The following is a 15,905-nucleotide window of genomic DNA, read 5'->3' as shown; positions in this document are numbered from 1 at the left end:
CTGCGGGTCTCGTGGAGTTCGGCGGTGACCCGTTCCAGGAGGTGCCTGATGCGGCTGTCGTTCATGGATCCACCCTTCGTGCGCGTGCCCGGTCCCCGGGTCAGGAGATGCCGAGTTCCTTGCCGATGAAGTCGATGAGTTCGTCGTCGGTGGCGCTGGACAGCGTCGCCGAGACGTCGCCGTCGGAGCCCGTGCGACCCGTGGCCGGGTCCGGGACGCCGGCCGCCAGACCGAGGAGCCTGGCCGTGGCGTCCGCCCGCTCGGGGGTGTCCTGCGGGAGCGCCGCCAACAGGGTTTCCAGGCGGTCGAGTTGGACCGCGATGTCCGCTCCCGGCCCGGCCGCCGCGCCCGGGGTGCCCACGGGGTCCGCCGGGGCGAGCCGCTCGTGGAGGAGGTCGGCCAGCGCCTGCGGCGTGGGATGGTCGAACACCGCGGTGGTGGGCAGGTTGAGTCCGGTGCGCAGGTTGAGCCGGTTGCGCAGTTCGACGGTGGTGAGGGAGTCGAAGCCCTGTTCCTTGAAACCCCGGTGGACGTCCACCGCGTCGGCCGAGCCGCCGCCCCGCACCTCGGCGACCTGGGTCCGGACGAAGCGGAGCAGCAGGCGGCGCCGGTCGTGTTCGTTCGCCGCGTCCGCCAACTCCGCGAGCAGACCTGCCGGTTCGGGGGTGGCCGCGGTGGCGGCACGGTCGGCCGCCGGCTCGCCGGTGAGGACTTCGAGCAGGGGGTGGGGCCGCAGCGCCGCCAGGGCGGCCCAGTCTGCCCGGCACACCAGCAGCTGCGTCTCGTCCTGGTCCAGCGCCTTCCCCAGGGCCTCGACGGCGAGGTCGGGGGCCATGGGCAGCAGTCCGTGCCGTTCGATCCGGCGCGCGGCCCCGTCCCCGGCGATGCCGTCGCCCGCCCACAGTCCCCAGGCGATGGAGGTGGCCGGCAAGCCTGCGGCCCGCCGCCGGCCGGCCAGGGCGTCCAGATAGGCGTTGCCGGGCGCGTAGTTGCCCTGGCCCGGTGAGCCGACGAGGGCGGTCGCCGAGGAGAACAGGACGAACGCGCCGAGGTCGAGGTCCCGGGTCAGCTCGTCCAGGTGGCGTGCGCCGAGCGCCTTCACCCGCAGGACGCGCTCGATCTGCCCCGGTGTGAGGGCGTCGAGCAGGGCGTCGTCGAGGACGGCCGCGGTGTGCACGACCGCCGTCAGGGGGAACTCCCCGGGCACCGAGGCGATCACCCGGGCGAGCGCCGCACGGTCCCCCACATCGCACGCCGCGAAGGTCACCCGGGCACCCAGCGTGGTGAGTTCGTCCCGCAGTTCCTCCGCACCGGGGGCGTCGCCGCCGCGTCGGCCGAGCAGCAGCAGATGGCCGGCGCCCGCACGGGCCAGCCACCGGGCGGTGTGCCGGGCCAGCGCCCCGGTCCCACCGGTGATCAGGACCGTGCCCCGGGGCGTCCATCCGGGCGTCCCCGCATCGCCGCGGACGGGCCCCGGAGCGGCCGGCACCAGGCGCCGGGCGAGCAAACCCTCCGCCCGTACGGCCAGTTCGGCCTCCGGGTGACGGCCGGTGACCGCCGTGACCACCTGGGCGGCGGCTCCGGCGTCGGGCCGCTCCGGCAGGTCGACCACACCGCCCCAGCCCGGCGCTTCGGTGGCCGCCACCACCGCGAGTCCCCAGACGAGGGCCGCGGCGGGGTCGGCGGGCCGGTCGGCGACCCCGGTGGCCACCGCCCCACGGGTGAGGGCCCACAGCGGCGCGCCCACGCCGCTGCCACTGCCGGTGCCGGTGCCGGTGCCGGTGCCAAGGTCGGTGCCGCTCCAGGCCTGGATCAGCGCCGTGGTGGCGGCGAGGGCACGCGGGAGGGCCGGGAGTCCGGGTTCCGGGTCGTCGTGGTCCAGCGACAGGAGGGACAGCGCGCCGGTGACGGGCTCGCCGGGGACGCGGTCCGCGGCGGCGGTGAGCAGGGCGGCGAGGGACTCACGGTCACGGCGGCCGTCCGGTACGAGAACGGGATCGACGTGTACGCCGACGGCGACGAGGGCCTTCTCCAGCAACGGCCCCCAGGCGTCGTACGACCGCGCCCCGCCGGTCCGCCCATCGGATCCGTCGCCCACCTCGTGGGCCCGGTCGTCGATCCGGTCACCGGTCCGGTCACCGGTCGGGGCGTTGATCCGGCCGTCGGTCGGATCGTCGATCCGGTCGTGGGTAGGGCCGTCGGTCCGGTCGGGCAGCAGGAGGAGCCAGCGGCCCCGGGCGGAACCGGTGCCAGCGCCGGTGCCTGTGCCCGTGCCGGTGCCGGTGCCGGTGCCGGTGCCGGGCGCCGTGTCGGCCACCGGCTGCCAGGCCACCCGGTGGCGCCAACTGTCGATCTCGGCGGCCCGGTTGCGCTCCGCGCGCCAGGTCGCCAGCGCGGGCAGCAGGGCGTCCAGGGCCTCGCGCTGTCCGGGGTCGGTGAGGCCGAGCGTGCCGGCGACGGGGTCGGCCTCGCCGCGCTCCACCAGTTCCCAGAAGCCGTCGTCACCGGTCCGGGTCCGACCGGCCCGCCGGGGTTCGGCGGCCGATGCCCAGTGGCGGCTGCGCTGGAAGGCGTACGTCGGCAGGTCCACCCGGGCCGGGCCCGACAGTCCGATGACGGCACTCCAGTCGACATGCGCACCGCGCGTGTGCACCGCGCCGAGGGCGGTCAGCAGCGTCTCGGGCTCGGACCGTCCCCGGCGCAGCGTCGCCGCGAGGACGGGCGCGGGCGTGTCCTCGTCCCGGCCGCCGTCGGCCAGCCCCTCCTGCGCCAGGGCGGTGAGGACGGCGTCGGGGCCCAGCTCCAGATACGCGGTGACCCCGTCGGCCTCCAGTCGGCGTACGGCGTCGAGGAAGCGCACCGTGCCGCGGGCGTGCGCCGCCCAGTAGCCGGGCGGGATCGGCCGTTCAGCGGTGAAGAGGGTGCCGTCGAGGGCGCTCGACAGAGGTATTCCCAGGGGGTGGTGGGCCAGCCCCTGGGCGACCCGGTCCAGCTCGGCGGTCATCGGGTCCATGAGCGGGGAGTGGAAGGCGTGGCTGGTGCGGAGCCTGGCGGTCCGGCGGCCCCGCGTACGGAACCGCGCCGCCACCGCGAGCACGGCGGGTTCCTCGCCCGACAGCACCACCGCCGAGGGGCCGTTGACGGCCGCGATGTCCACCGCCCCCGCCAGGTCGGCGAGTTCACCGCGCACCTCGTCCTCGGTGGCCTCGACGGCCACCATGGCGCCGCCCTCGGGCAGTGCCTGCATCAGCCGTCCCCGCGCGACGACCAGCGCGGCCGCGTCCGAGAGGCTCAGCGCACCCGCGACATGCGCGGCGGCCAGCTCCCCCACCGAGTGTCCGGCCACGACGTCCGGGCGGACGCCCCAGGACTCCAGCAGCCGGAACAGCGCGACCTCCAGGGCGAACAGCGCCGGCTGGGTGAGGAAGGTGCGGTTCAGGTCGAGGCCCGGGGCGGGGTCGGGCGCGGATGTCCCGTCCGTGCCCGCGTCCGTACCCGTGTCCGCGCCCGCGCCCGCGCCCGCGCCCGCGAACACGATCTCCCGGAGCGGGGTGCCGAGGTGCTCGTCGAGTGCGGCGCAGACCGTGTCGAAGGCGGCGGCGAACACCGGGTGGGCCGCGTACAACTCGCTTCCCATGCCGAGTCGTTGGCTGCCCTGTCCGGTGAAGAGGAACGCCAGTTTCCCGGGGGCGGCGGACCGGCCTCGGACGGCTCCGTCCGCGGTCTCGCCCAGGGACAGGGCGGCTACGGAGGCCCGCAGCGCGGCCGGGCTCCGGCCCACGGCTACGGCACGGTGGTCGAACAGCGGCCTGCGGGTGAGGGCGTGCGCCACCTCGGCCGCGTCGGGACCTGCGGGACCGTCGGGCGTGGCGGCGTCGAGCGCCGAGGCCAGCCGGGCCGCCTGGTCCCGCAGCGCCTGTGCGGTACGCGCCGACAGGATCCACGGGACGGGGAGGTCCGTCGCGGGAACCGGCCGTCCGGGTTCAACGGTCCCAGCGGGATCGGCGGGCCCGGAGGCCCCGACGAACGTGGGGGGCGCGGGGGACGTGGGGTGTGTGGGGGACGCGAGGGGCGCCTCTTCCAGGATCAGGTGGGCGTTGGTGCCGCTGATGCCGAACGCGGAGACGGCGGCGCGGCGCGGGCCTTCGGCGATGACCGGCCAGGGCGTGTCGCGGACGAGGAGTTCGACGGCGCCCCTGCTCCAGTCGACGTGCGGGGTGGGCCGGTCCACGTGGAGGGTCGCGGGCAGCAGGCCGTGGCGCAGGGCCTCGGTCACCTTGATGACCGAGGAGACCCCGGCCGCGGCCTGGGTGTGGCCGATGTGGGACTTCAGGGAGCCGATCCGCAGCGGCTGTCCGGCGGGGCGGCCCCGGCCGTAGGTGTTGATCAGCGCCTGTGCCTCGATGGGGTCGCCGAGGGTGGTGCCCGTGCCGTGCGCCTCAACGGCGTCGACGTCACCAGGTCCGAGTCGTGCGTCCGCGAGCGCCTGCCGGATGACGCGTTCCTGGGCGGGACCGTTGGGCGCGGTGAGGCCGTTGCTGGCGCCGTCCGAGTTGACGGCGCTGCCCCGGATCAGGGCGAGCACCCGGCGGCCTGCCCGTCGGGCGTCCGAGAGCCGCTCAAGCAGCACCAGGCCGACCCCTTCCGCCCAGGCGGTTCCGTCGGCCGCCGCGGCGAACGGCTTGCACCGCCCGTCGGGGGCGAGCCCGCGCTGCGTGCTGAACTCGGTGAACATGCCGGGTGTCGCCATCACGGTCGCGCCGCCCGCCAGCGCGAGGGCGCACTCGCCGGAGCGCACCGCCCGGGCCGCGAGGTGGAGCGCCACGAGCGACGAGGAGCAGGCGGTGTCCACCGTGAGCGTCGGCCCTTCGAGGCCGAGGGCGTAGGCGATACGGCCCGAGGCCACGCTGACGCTCGCGCCGGTGAGCCGGTAGCCGGCCCCGTCGCCGTCGGCCTCGTGCAGCCGGGGACCGTACTCCTGCTGGGTGGCGCCGACGAAGACGCCGGTACGGCTGCCCCGCAGCGCCGTCGGATCGATGTCCGCGCGCTCCAGCAGTTCCCAGGACGTCTCCAGGAGCAGTCGCTGCTGCGGGTCCGTCGCCTCGGCCTCGCGGGGTGAGAGCCCGAAGAAGTCGGCGTCGAACCGGTCGGCGTCGTGCAGGAACCCGCCGTGCCGCGCGTACGAGTGACCGGGGCGGCCCGGTTCGGGGTCGTAGAGGTTCTCGTCCCAGCCACGGTTGACCGGGAAGCCGCTGATGGCGTCCGTTCCCGAGGCCAGCAGTTCCCAGAGCCGCTCGGGGGTGTCGGCGCCGCCGGGCCAGCGGCCGGCCGTGGCGACGATGGCGACCGGGTCGTCCGCCTCCTCGGCCTCCTCGGCCACCGCGTTCGCCGCGTTCGCCGCGTTCGCCGCGTTCGCCGGGGCGGGCACGGCCGGGACGGCGGGGGCCGTGGTGCCGGGTGCGGCGGTCTCCGTCTCCAGGTGACGGGCGAGGGCGAGCGGGGTCGGGTGGTCGTACGTCAGTGTCGGGGGCAGCCACACCCCGGTCGTCCGGGACAGCCGGTCGGCGAACTCCACCGCGCCGAGCGAGTCCAGGCCCAGCTCCTTGAACGTCCGCTCCGGGTCGAGTTCCTGACCCGGCGTGATACCGAGCACGTCGGCGGCGACGGCGCGGACGAGAGCGAGCGGGTCGGTACGGACGGCATCAGCGGTGTCAGCGCTTTCCGCGGTATCAGCGCTTTCGGACCCGGAGTGCGCGGAAGGGGCGCCGTCGGCGAGGGCGTCCACACGCGCGGGCTCCACGGCACCGGCCCCGACGGCACTCAGGTCGACGGCACCTGCCGCGACGGCGCCCCGGCCTGCGGCACCGGCCCCGACGCCGCCCAGGCCGGTCGCACCGGGCCCTGCCGTCGTGGCCGTCTCCGAGGTGGCGAAGCGGAACTGGCGCCGCTGGAAGGCGTACGTCGGCAGCGGAGTCCGCTCGCCCCGCCGTTCCGGGAAGGAGCCCGACCAGTCGATGTCGGCTCCCGCCACGTCGAGTTCGGCGAGACCGGTGAGCAGGGAGAGCCCCTCGGGCACGCCCGGACGCAGCAGCGGGACCGCCGAGACGGGTCGGCCGGCGCTCGACCGGGTCAGGGCGCTGAGCACGTTGCCGGGACCCAGCTCGGCGTAGGCGGTGACGCCCCGCGCGGCCAACTGCCGTACCGCGTCGTGGAATCGCACCGGGCGCCTGATGTGCTCGGCCCAGTAGTCGGGCGAGGTCAGCTCGTCCGCACCGGCGGGCAGGCCGGTGGCGTCGGAGATCACGCCGAGGGTCGGCGGGCGGAGGGCGAGTGTCGCGGCGACGCGCCGGAACCCGGCCACGGCGCTGTCCATGTGCGGCGAGTGGAAGGCGTGGCTGACCTTGAGCCGTCGGGTCCGGCGGCCACGCCGCGCGAATCGCTCGGCCGCCTCCACCGCGGCGTCCACATCGCCGGAGACGACCACCGAGCGGGGGCCGTTGACGGCGGCGAGGGCCAGTCGGCCCGCGTAGTCGGCGAGTACCGCCTCCGCTTCCTCGGCGGTGGCCTCCACGGCGATCATCGCTCCGCCCACGCGGGCGTCGGCCATGAGCCGGCCTCTGGCCGCGACGAGGGTGACGGCGTCCGCGAGGGACAGCACTCCGGCGACATGCGCTGCGGTGAGCCCGCCGATGGAGTGTCCGAGGACGAAGTCCGGTGCGGGGGCGTGGGGTTCGAGGGTCCGGTAGAGCGCCGTGCCCAGCGCGAAGAGCGCGGCCTGGGTGTACTGGGTGCGGTCGAGGAGCGCGGCGTCCTGGGAACCTGCCGGGGCGAAGATGATCCGGCGCAGGGGTCGGTCGAGGTGGGCGTCGAACAGCGCGCACACCTCGTCCAGCGCTTCCCTGAACGTGCTTGATGTGCCGTGGAGTTCGAGACCGGTGGCGGCTCGCTGGCTGCCCTGTCCGGGGAAGAGGAGGGCGACGGGAGCGGTGGTTCGTACCGGCGCGGTGCCGAGGACGGCGCCCTGAACGGGAGCGCCGGCCGCGAGGGCGTCGAGCGCGCACAGCAGGGTCTCGCGGTCGGGTCCGAGCGCCACCGCACGGTGGGCGAACCGGGTCCGGGTGGTGGCGAGGGCCCGGCCGAGGGCGGTGACGTCGAGGTCCGGGCGGGCCCGGACGTGCTCGGCGAGCCGCCCCGCCTGCGCGCGCAGCGCGGCGGGGGTGGCACCGGAGACGGGCCAGGGGACGACGGCGTCGGCCTCGTGCGCGCCGGCGGTGTGCGAGGTTCCGGGGCCGTCGGCGGGGTCGGCCTCCGGACGCGGGACGGCTGGCGGCTCGGCCAGCAGCACATGGCAGTTCGTGCCGCCCATGCCGAAGGAACTCACGCCCGCGACGAGCCGCCGGTCGGGCCGCGGCCAGGGGCCGAGGTCGCGCTGTACCCGTAGCCGGAGCTCGTCCAGGGGGATGCGCGGGTTGGGCGTCCGGTGGTTCAGGGTCGCGGGCAGTTGCCGGTGGCGCAGGCTCAGCACCGTCTTGAGGACACCGGCGACCCCCGCGGCCCCCTCCAGGTGTCCGACGTTGGCCTTCACGGAGCCGACCAGCAGGGGCTCGTCGGCGGGGCGGCCCGTACCGTACGCGGCGCCGAGCGCCTGGGCCTCCACCGGGTCGCCCACCGGGGTTCCGGTGCCGTGCAGTTCGACGTACTGCACCTCGCGCGGGTCGATCCCGGCCTGCCGGGCCGCGCGGAGCAGGACGTCCCGCTGGGCTTCTGCGCTGGGCACGGTCAGGCCCGCGCCGCCGCCGTCGTTGTTGACCGCGCTGCCGAGGATCACGCTGTGCACGGGGTCGCCGTCGGCCAGCGCCGCCGCGAGCGGCTTGAGGAGCAGCAGCCCGGCGCCCTCCCCGCGGACGTAGCCGTTGGCCCGGGCGTCGAACGGGTACGAGCGGCCGTCGGGTGAGAGTCCGCCGAAGCGGGCCGCGGCCGCGGTGCTGTCGGGCGCCAGGTTGAGGTTGACGCCGCCCGCGAGGGCGAGCGCGCAGTCGCCGTCGCGCACCGCGCGGTAGGCGAGGTGGAGGGCGACCAGGGCCGAGGACTGGGCGGAGTCGACGGTGAGGCTGGGTCCGCGCAGGCCGAGGGTGTAGGAGACGCGGTTGGCGAGGAGTCCCCGGTTGAGGCCGGTGAGGGTGTGGCGGGTGAGCGGGGCGGCGTCCGGGCGGTGGCGCAGGGTCGCGTAGTCGTACGCCATGGCGCCGACGTAGACGCCGACGGGGGTTCCGGCGAGCGCGGCCGGGACGATCCCGGCCTCCTCCATTGCCTCCCAGGCCAGTTCGAGGACGAGCCGCTGCTGCGGGTCCGTCTCGGCGGCTTCGTGCGGGGAGATCCCGAAGAAGTCCGCGTCGAACCGGTCGACGCCGTCGACGTATCCGCCGACGGCGTGAGCGGGGCCGTCCTCGCCGTTCCCGGGTCCGCCGGCAGCGTGGGCGGGGCCGCCCTCGTCGTCAGCGAGGCTGTCGGCATCGTGGGCGGGGCCGCCGCCGTCGTGGGCGGGGTCGGCCGGAGTCCGGGGCGGGCGGCGGTCGGCGGGTGCCGGGCCGATCGCGCTCTCGCCCCTGCGCAGGAGTTCCCAGAGGGCGTCCGGGCCGGACGCGCCGGGCAGCCTGCACGCCAGTCCGATCACGGCGACGGGAGCGACCGCGTCAGGACCGGTCCGGGCCGCGTGGGTGTCAGCCTGCCTCGTCATTGTTTTCGCCGCACCTCTCTCGAATTCCGGAAGCCAGGAAGAATGCGGCGGGAATTTCCGTACGCCCTCCTGGACACCGTCCCTCACATCTTTCCCCGGTACGGCTTTCCAGACCGACCCCTACCCTCCCCCTAGAACCTCTTCAACCGGCCACCACCTGGGGCTTAAGCGATCCTCAAGCGTGCCGGACGCCGTTTTCCCGCGGCCCCCTAGGCACTGGATTTAGGGGTTCCCCATCGAAATTGACCCACTCTAGCTTTTTCCATAAACGTTCGACAGTGCCTTGATTCGCATGACCCGAGGGGAATGACAGATGGATGCGTTGACCGATGCGGTTCTCCGCGGAGCCCCCGCGGACGAGCTGGAGCGCGCTCCCGTGCCGGCTGATTTCGTCGCCGCGCACATCCGGCGTGAGGACGTCGGCATCTTCGACGGCGAGGCGGACCCCGACGTACGGCGCTCGCTGCGGGTGGGCCGGGTTCCGATGCCCGAACTCGCCCCGGACGAGGTGCTGGTGGCCGTGATGGCCAGTTCCATCAACTACAACACGGTCTGGTCGGCGACCTTCAGGCCGGTGTCGACGTTCGACGCGCTCAGGCGTTTCGCCCGGAGCGGCGGCTACACCGCCCGGCACGACCAGCCGTACCAGGTCATCGGTTCGGACGCGGCCGGTGTGGTGGTGCGGGTGGGCGCGGGCGTCCGGCGCTGGAAGGTCGGCGACCACGTGGCGGTGAACGCGGCCGTCGTGGACGAGCAGGATCCCGTCACCCACCACGACGGCATGCTCGGCGCCGACCAGAAGGCCTGGGGGTACGAGACCAACTTCGGCGGCCTCGCGCACTACACCGTCGTACGCGCCAGTCAACTGCTGCCCAAGCCGGCGCACTTGACGTGGGAGGAGACGGCCTGTGTGCCGCTGTGCGGTGGCACCGCGTACCGGATGCTGGTCAGCGACCGGGGTGCCCGCATCAAGCAGGGCGACATCGTCCTCATCTGGGGTGCCACCGGCGGACTGGGCGCCTTCGCGGTGCAGTTGGTGAAGAACGGCGGAGGCATCCCGGTCGGGGTGGTCAACTCCGAGGCGAAGGCGAAGCTGTTGGCGCGGCTCGGCTGCGACGTGGTGATCAACCGCGAGGAGATCGGCATCGGCGGCGAACTGGCGGCCGGCGCCGACACGGTGGAGCTCGCCAAACGGCTGGGCCGGGCCGTGCGGGCGCAGTTGGGCGAGGATCCGCACATCGTGTTCGACCACGTGGGCCGGGCCACGTTCGGGATCTCGGTCATCGTGGCCCGCCGCGGCGGCACCGTCGTCACGTGCGGGTCGAGCACCGGCTACCAGCACACCTTCGACAACCGCTATTTCTGGATGAACCTCAAGCGCATCGTCGGCAGCCACGGCATGAACCTCAACGAGGCCGCGGAGATGATGCGGCTGCTGAAGCTCGGCAGCGTGGCGCCCGTCCTGTCCGAGGTCTACCCCCTCGCCGAGGTCGGCGAGGCGGCACGCCTGGTGCAGACGAACAACCACACCGGCAAGGTCGGCGTGCTCGGGCTCGCCCCCGCCCCCGGACTCGGGGTGACGGACCCGCAGACGCGGGCCGCGCTCGGCGAGGAGTGGCTCAGCCCGCTGCGCTCCACCGTCCAGCCGGCCCACGTGGCATGAGCGGGCCGTACCGCCGCACCGCACCACAGCGAGAAGAGGACCGCCGCCCATGACCGCCACCGCCCTCGATCCCCTGGCGACCGCGCTGCCCTCCCTGCCCGAGGCGCTGCGGCTGCGCAGCGAGACCCAGCCCGACGCTGTCGCCTACGTCTTCCTCCACAACGGGGAGACCCCGGCGCAGACCCTGACGTACCGGCAGCTCGACGAGGCCGCGCGCGCCCGGGCCGCCGCGCTCGACGCGGCCGGGCTGCGCGGCGGCGCCGCCGTCCTGCTCCACCCGTCCGGCCCGGACTTCGTCACCACCCTGCTGGCCTGCATGTACGCGGGGGTGGCGGCCGCTCCCGTGCAGGTGCCGACGCGGCTGCGCGGGCTGATCCGGCTGCGCCGTATCGCCGACGACGCGGGGACGGTCACCGTGCTCACCACGGCGGCCGTCCGGCACGACCTGGAGGAACGTTTCGGGAACACCCCCGAACTGGCGGGGCTCACCCTGCTGGACAGTGAGTCGCAGCCGCCGCCCGCGGCGGCCGCCCAGTGGACCGGCCCGGCGGCCGGCCCCGACGACATCGCCCTGCTCCAGTACACCTCGGGCTCCACCGGCGACCCGAAGGGCGTGCGGGTCAGCCACGCCAACTTCCGTGCCAACGCGGCCGAGACGGATCTGCTGTGGCCCTGCCGGCCGGACAGCGCCGTGGTCAACTGGCTGCCGCTCTTCCACGACATGGGGATGCTGTTCGGGGTCGTGCTGCCGCTGTGGGCGGGCATCCCGTCCTACATCATGGCGCCCGAGGCGTTCATCCGGCGGCCCGCCCGCTGGCTGGAGGCGATCTCCCGGTTCCGCGGCAGCCACACCGCCGCGCCGAGCTTCGCCTACGAGCTGTGCGTACGGGACGCGGCCGAGAACGGCGTGTCCGAGGGGCTGGACCTGTCCAGCCTGCGGGTGGCCGCGAACGGGGCCGAACCCGTGCGGTGGAACACCGTGCGCGCGTTCACCCGGACGTTCGCCGGGGCCGGATTCCGGCCCGAGGCGATGTGCCCCGGCTACGGGCTGGCGGAGAACACCCTCAAGGTCACCGGCAGCCGTGAGGACCAGGAGCCCACGCTGCTCCGGATCGACGCCGAGGCCCTGCGCGAGGGGCGCGTCGAACCGCTCCCGGCGGCGGACCCTGTCGTGGACGCTGTCGCGGACGGTCCCTCGGGTGCTCCCGCGGACGCGGTGCCCGACGTGCGGGTCGTGCACGCGGTCGGGTGCGGTACGACGGTGGGCGCCACCTCGGTGCGCGTCGCGGACCCCGGGACGCTGTCCGCGCTGCCGGACGGCCGGGTCGGTGAGATATGGGTGAACGGACCGTGTGTCGCGGGCGGTTACCACGGGCGTCCGGAGGAGAGCGGGAACACCTTCGCCGCCCGGCTGTCCGGGCAGGAGGCGACCGGCGCGTGGCTGCGCACCGGCGACCTCGGTTTCGTCCACGCCGGCGAGCTGTTCGTGACCGGCCGGCTCAAGGACGTGATCATCCGCAAGGGCCGCAACTTCTACCCGCAGGACATCGAGGTGTCGGCGGAGCGTGCCGACCCGGCGCTGCGGCCCAACTGCGCGGCGGCGTTCTCCGTGGACGACGGCGTCGCCGAGCGGCTGGTCGTGGTCGTCGAGGCCGACGGGCGGGCGCTGCGGGACGGGGGCGCGGAGGGCCTGCGCGAGCGGGTGCGGGAGGCGGTGCTGGACGGGCAGCGGCTGGCGCCCGACGAGATCGTGCTGGTCAGAAGAGGTGCGCTGCCGAAGACGTCCAGTGGGAAGGTACAGCGGCGGGAGACCCGCCGGCGCTATCTGGACGGCGAGTTCGGCACACCGGCCGCGCCGGGTTCGGGGGATCCTCGATGACCGGGACCGGGGTGACGGCGCGGGAGGCGTCGGCCGAAGGTGCGGGGGTCCGGGGTCTGAACGGTCCCACGGCCGTTCCGGGTTCGAGGATCCTCGGTGTGGGGGCCCATCGGCCCGCGCGGGTGGTGTCCAACGCCGAGGTCGCGGCGGCGATCGATTCCAGCGACGAGTGGATCCGGCGCAGGTCGGGCATCACCGCCCGGCACTTCGCCGCGCCGGACGAGTCCGTCGTCGAGATGGCCACGGCCGCCTCGCTCAAGGCGCTGGCCCAGGCGGGTGTGGCGCCCGACGCGGTCGACACCGTGCTGCTCGCCTCCATGTCCCAGCTGGAGCAGTCGCCGCCGGCCGCTCCCCGGGTCGCCCACCGCATCGGTGCCCGTGCGGCCGGGGCGCTGGACGTGGGGGCGGCCTGCGCGGGCTTCGTGCACGCGCTGGCGACAGCGGACTCGCTGATCCGGTCGGGGAACAGCCGGCATGTCGTGGTGGTCGGTTCGGAGCGGATGTCCGACATCGTCGACCCCACCGACCGCGGCACGGCCTTCCTCTTCGGCGACGGTGCCGGAGCCGTGGTCGTCGGCCCGGCGGACGAGCCGGGCATGGGACCGGTGGTGTGGGGCTCGGCGGGCGACCGCCACGGGGCCATCGCCCATTCCGGGCCCTGGCCCACCCCGGGCACGCCGGTCGCGGTGGCGCCGACGCTGCGTATGAACGGGCCGGCGGTGTTCCGCTGGGCGGTGGCCACGGTGCCGGCGGTGGCCCGTGAGGCCCTCGCCGCGGCGGGTGTGGACCCCTCCGACCTGGCGGCGTTCGTCCCCCATCAGGCCAACCTGCGCATCGTCGACGGCGCGGCGGCCGCGCTGCGGCTGCCGCCGCACGTGGTGGTGGCCCGTGACGTGGTCCGTACGGCCAACACGTCGGCGGCGTCGATCCCGCTGGCCCTGGAGGAGCTGCTCGCGCGGGGCGCCGTCCCGCGCCGCGGTCTCGCGCTGCTGGTGGGCTTCGGCGCGGGCCTCGGTCACGCGGCGCAGGTGGTGGCGCTGCCGTGACCGGGACCGGCCTGCCCAACACCGGCCCACCCGGCACCGGTGCACCCGGGACCGGTGTGCCCGGGACCGGTGTGCCCGGGACCGGTGTGCCCGGGACCGCCCTTCCCCGGCACAACGCTTCCGGGCACGACCCTTCCCTGCACGCCCCTTCCCTGCATGCCCATTCCGGGCACGACCCTTCCGGGAGACCCCCTTCAGGGATCCGCTCCGCGGGGTACCGGTGTTCAGGTGAGCCAGGGCCCGGTGACCGCCTGGACCGCCGAGCCGTCCAGGTCGGCCAGCTTGATCGCGGCGAGCCCGCGCGCCAGGTCCGAGGTCTGGACCCGGAAGGGCGGCTCCTCCGCGCCGAGCACGTCGACGACCGCGGCCGCGGCCTCGGCCGAGCTCTGCGCCTGCTCGAAGAGTCCCGCCGTACTGGCGAAGTACGCCTTGAACGCGGCCTCGTAGGGCCCGGCGTTCTCGATCAGGCCGGGTACGGACGGCTCCAGATGCGCCACGAACTCGCTGGCGACCGGGCCGGGTTCGACGACCGACACCCGCACCCCGGTCGTCGCGGCGACCGTGGCCAGCGACTCCAGGAAGCCTTCGAGGGCGAACTTGGCGGCGCAGTAGGCCTCGTTGAAGGGCTGCCCGATGAGACCGCCGAGGCTGGACACGGCGATGAGCCGGCCGCCGACGGCGCGCAGGTGCGGCAGCGCGGCCTTCGTCACCTCCACCGCTCCGAAGAAGTTCACCTCCAGCGTCGACCGGAAGGCCTCGACGCCGATCTGCTCGACGGTGCCGAGCCGCCCGACGCCGGCGTTGTTGACGACCGCGTCCAGACGGCCGTACTCGTCGATCACCTCGGCCACGGCGGCGGTGACGGACCCGGGGTCGGTGACGTCGAGGCGGGTGATCCGGACGCGGTCGCTCACGCCCGCCGCCTCGACGGCCGCGCGCAGCGCTCGGTCGCGGCCGGTGTCACGGAGGGTGGCGACGACGTGCCAGCCGGCCTCGGCGGCCCGGACCGCGGTGGCCAGGCCGATGCCGGAGGAGGTGCCGGTGACAAGGACGGTACGCAGGGCAGTCATGGATGTCTCTTCCGGTTGAGCGCGGCCGCACAGCGGCGGAAGCGGAACGGGCGTCCCGCCCACCGTGACACCGGCCCCGGAACCGGCCAACCCCTATGTTCCCGGCCCCCTTCCCTACCTTTCGCGTATCCGCGCGAACCACTTGACAACACGCCGGACCCGCTGGCGGCCCCAACAAGGAACAGTACGACCAAATGATCGCAATCACTTATCGGTTGATGCTAGCGTGCGGCCATGAGACCGGTCTTTGACATCATCGCGCTGCGCAGTCTGGTCGCGGTCGCCGACGAGGGCGGATTCCGCAGGGCGGCCGAGTCTCTGACGCTCAGTCAGTCGGCGGTGAGCCAGCATGTGCGGCGGCTGGAGAAGACCCTGGGACGGCCGGTCGTCGAACGGACCGGGCGCAGCACCCGCTTCACCACGGCGGGCAGACTCCTCCTCGACGAGGCGCGCCGGATCCTCGACGTGCACGACGAGGCGGCCCGCCGGCTGCTCGGCTCCGGGTCGGCCACCGTCGTCATCGGCTCCGCCGAGCACATCGCGGACCTCATCCTGCCGAGGATCACCGCGGCCGTCCACGAGACGATGCCGAACTGCCAGGTGAGGTTCCGTGTCGACCGCTCCGCCCGGCTCGTCGAGGCCGTGGACCGCAGGTCGGTGGACCTGGCGGTGTACGTGACCGAGGCGGTCGCCGTGGAGGGGGTGCCGGTCGGGGAGCTGCCCCTGAGGTGGTACGCGGCTCCCGGGTGGACCGCGCCGCCGGCCCCGGCCGCGATACCGCTGGCGGCGATCGAGGAGCCGTGCGCGGTGCGCCGTCAGGCTCTGGACGTCCTCGCCGCCCACGCCGTCCCGGCGTCGGTGATCTGCGAGGCCGGCTATCTGACCGGAGTGCTGGAGGCCGCCCGCGCCGGACTGGGCGTGGCCCTCCTGGCGGCCACCGGCCGGGGCTACGACGGGCTGGTCGAGTACCCCGGCCTCCCCCAGGCCCACCCCATCCGGATGAGCGCCCACGCCCGGCCGGGCACCGACCCCTCCATGGCCATGAACATCGTCGGAACGGTCCGCTCGCTCCTGACGGAACTGGCCGCGTCGCCCGCCGCCCCCGGCACCGCCCCGGGCCAGGACGGCCTCACCGACGCCCAGTGGAAGGCGGTCGTCCCCCTCCTCCCCCTCGGCGAGCGCGGCCCCTGCCCGGAGGGCCTCCGCGATCAGTTCGACGGGGTCATGTGGCGCTTCCGCACCGGCAGTTCATGGCGGAACATGCCCGAACGCTACGGCGCGTGGCAGACCGTGCACCACCGCTTCCAGCAGTGGGCGCTGGCCGGCACCTTCGAGACGCTCATCCGCACGTCCGGGACCACGACGACGCGAACACCGCTGCTGGCCCCTCTCAAGAAGGCCGCCGAGGAAGAACACCGACTCCGTACCCGCACCCGCCCCGACGAATCCGACTGACCCCGCTCCCGAGCCGTGGGCCGGTGCGGCACGTCGGGGTGGTGCCGCTCGCCGT

The 15,905-nt window shown here is 74.7% G+C and carries 6 protein-coding genes; 4 read left to right on the top strand and 2 right to left on the bottom strand.

Annotation, left to right across the window (positions count from 1 at the left end):
- Positions 1–100 precede the first annotated feature (100 nt).
- Complete coding sequence (locus ACZ619_RS13560) at positions 101–8,737, bottom strand: type I polyketide synthase (protein ID WP_469598097.1); 8,637 nt, start codon at positions 8,735–8,737, stop codon at positions 101–103.
- Positions 8,738–9,050: 313 nt separating this feature from the next.
- Here ACZ619_RS13560 and ccrA point away from each other — a divergent pair, with 313 nt between their 5' ends.
- Genes ccrA through ACZ619_RS13545 form a run of 3 tightly spaced genes read left to right on the top strand, consistent with a single transcriptional unit; the run spans position 9,051 to position 13,325 of the window.
- Positions 9,051–10,400: a crotonyl-CoA carboxylase/reductase gene (ccrA, locus tag ACZ619_RS13555; RefSeq protein ID WP_469598095.1), complete on the top strand. Its 1,350-nt coding sequence runs from the start codon at positions 9,051–9,053 to the stop codon at positions 10,398–10,400.
- 49 nt (positions 10,401–10,449) lie between these two features.
- Positions 10,450–12,279 carry a fatty acyl-AMP ligase gene (locus ACZ619_RS13550; RefSeq protein ID WP_469598093.1) on the top strand — a complete coding sequence of 610 codons (1,830 nt, stop codon included), beginning with the start codon at positions 10,450–10,452 and terminating at the stop codon, positions 12,277–12,279.
- Between the two features lie 11 nt (positions 12,280–12,290).
- Positions 12,291–13,325 carry a beta-ketoacyl-ACP synthase III gene (locus tag ACZ619_RS13545; RefSeq protein ID WP_469598220.1) on the top strand — a complete coding sequence of 345 codons (1,035 nt, stop codon included), beginning with the start codon at positions 12,291–12,293 and terminating at the stop codon, positions 13,323–13,325.
- 224 nt (positions 13,326–13,549) lie between these two features.
- Here the strand turns inward: ACZ619_RS13545 and ACZ619_RS13540 are convergent, their stop codons facing one another.
- Positions 13,550–14,395 carry an SDR family oxidoreductase gene (locus tag ACZ619_RS13540; RefSeq protein ID WP_469598091.1) on the bottom strand — a complete coding sequence of 282 codons (846 nt, stop codon included), beginning with the start codon at positions 14,393–14,395 and terminating at the stop codon, positions 13,550–13,552.
- Between the two features lie 234 nt (positions 14,396–14,629).
- Between ACZ619_RS13540 and ACZ619_RS13535 the strand changes: the two genes are divergently transcribed.
- Complete coding sequence (locus ACZ619_RS13535) at positions 14,630–15,850, top strand: transposase (protein WP_469598089.1); 1,221 nt, start codon at positions 14,630–14,632, stop codon at positions 15,848–15,850.
- The last annotated feature ends 55 nt before the right edge of the window (positions 15,851–15,905 follow it).

This window comes from Streptomyces sp. NPDC104367 (genome assembly GCF_055583825.1).
The sequence above is the reverse complement of the archived record's forward strand: the minus strand, read 5'-3'. Positions and strand labels throughout refer to the sequence as shown.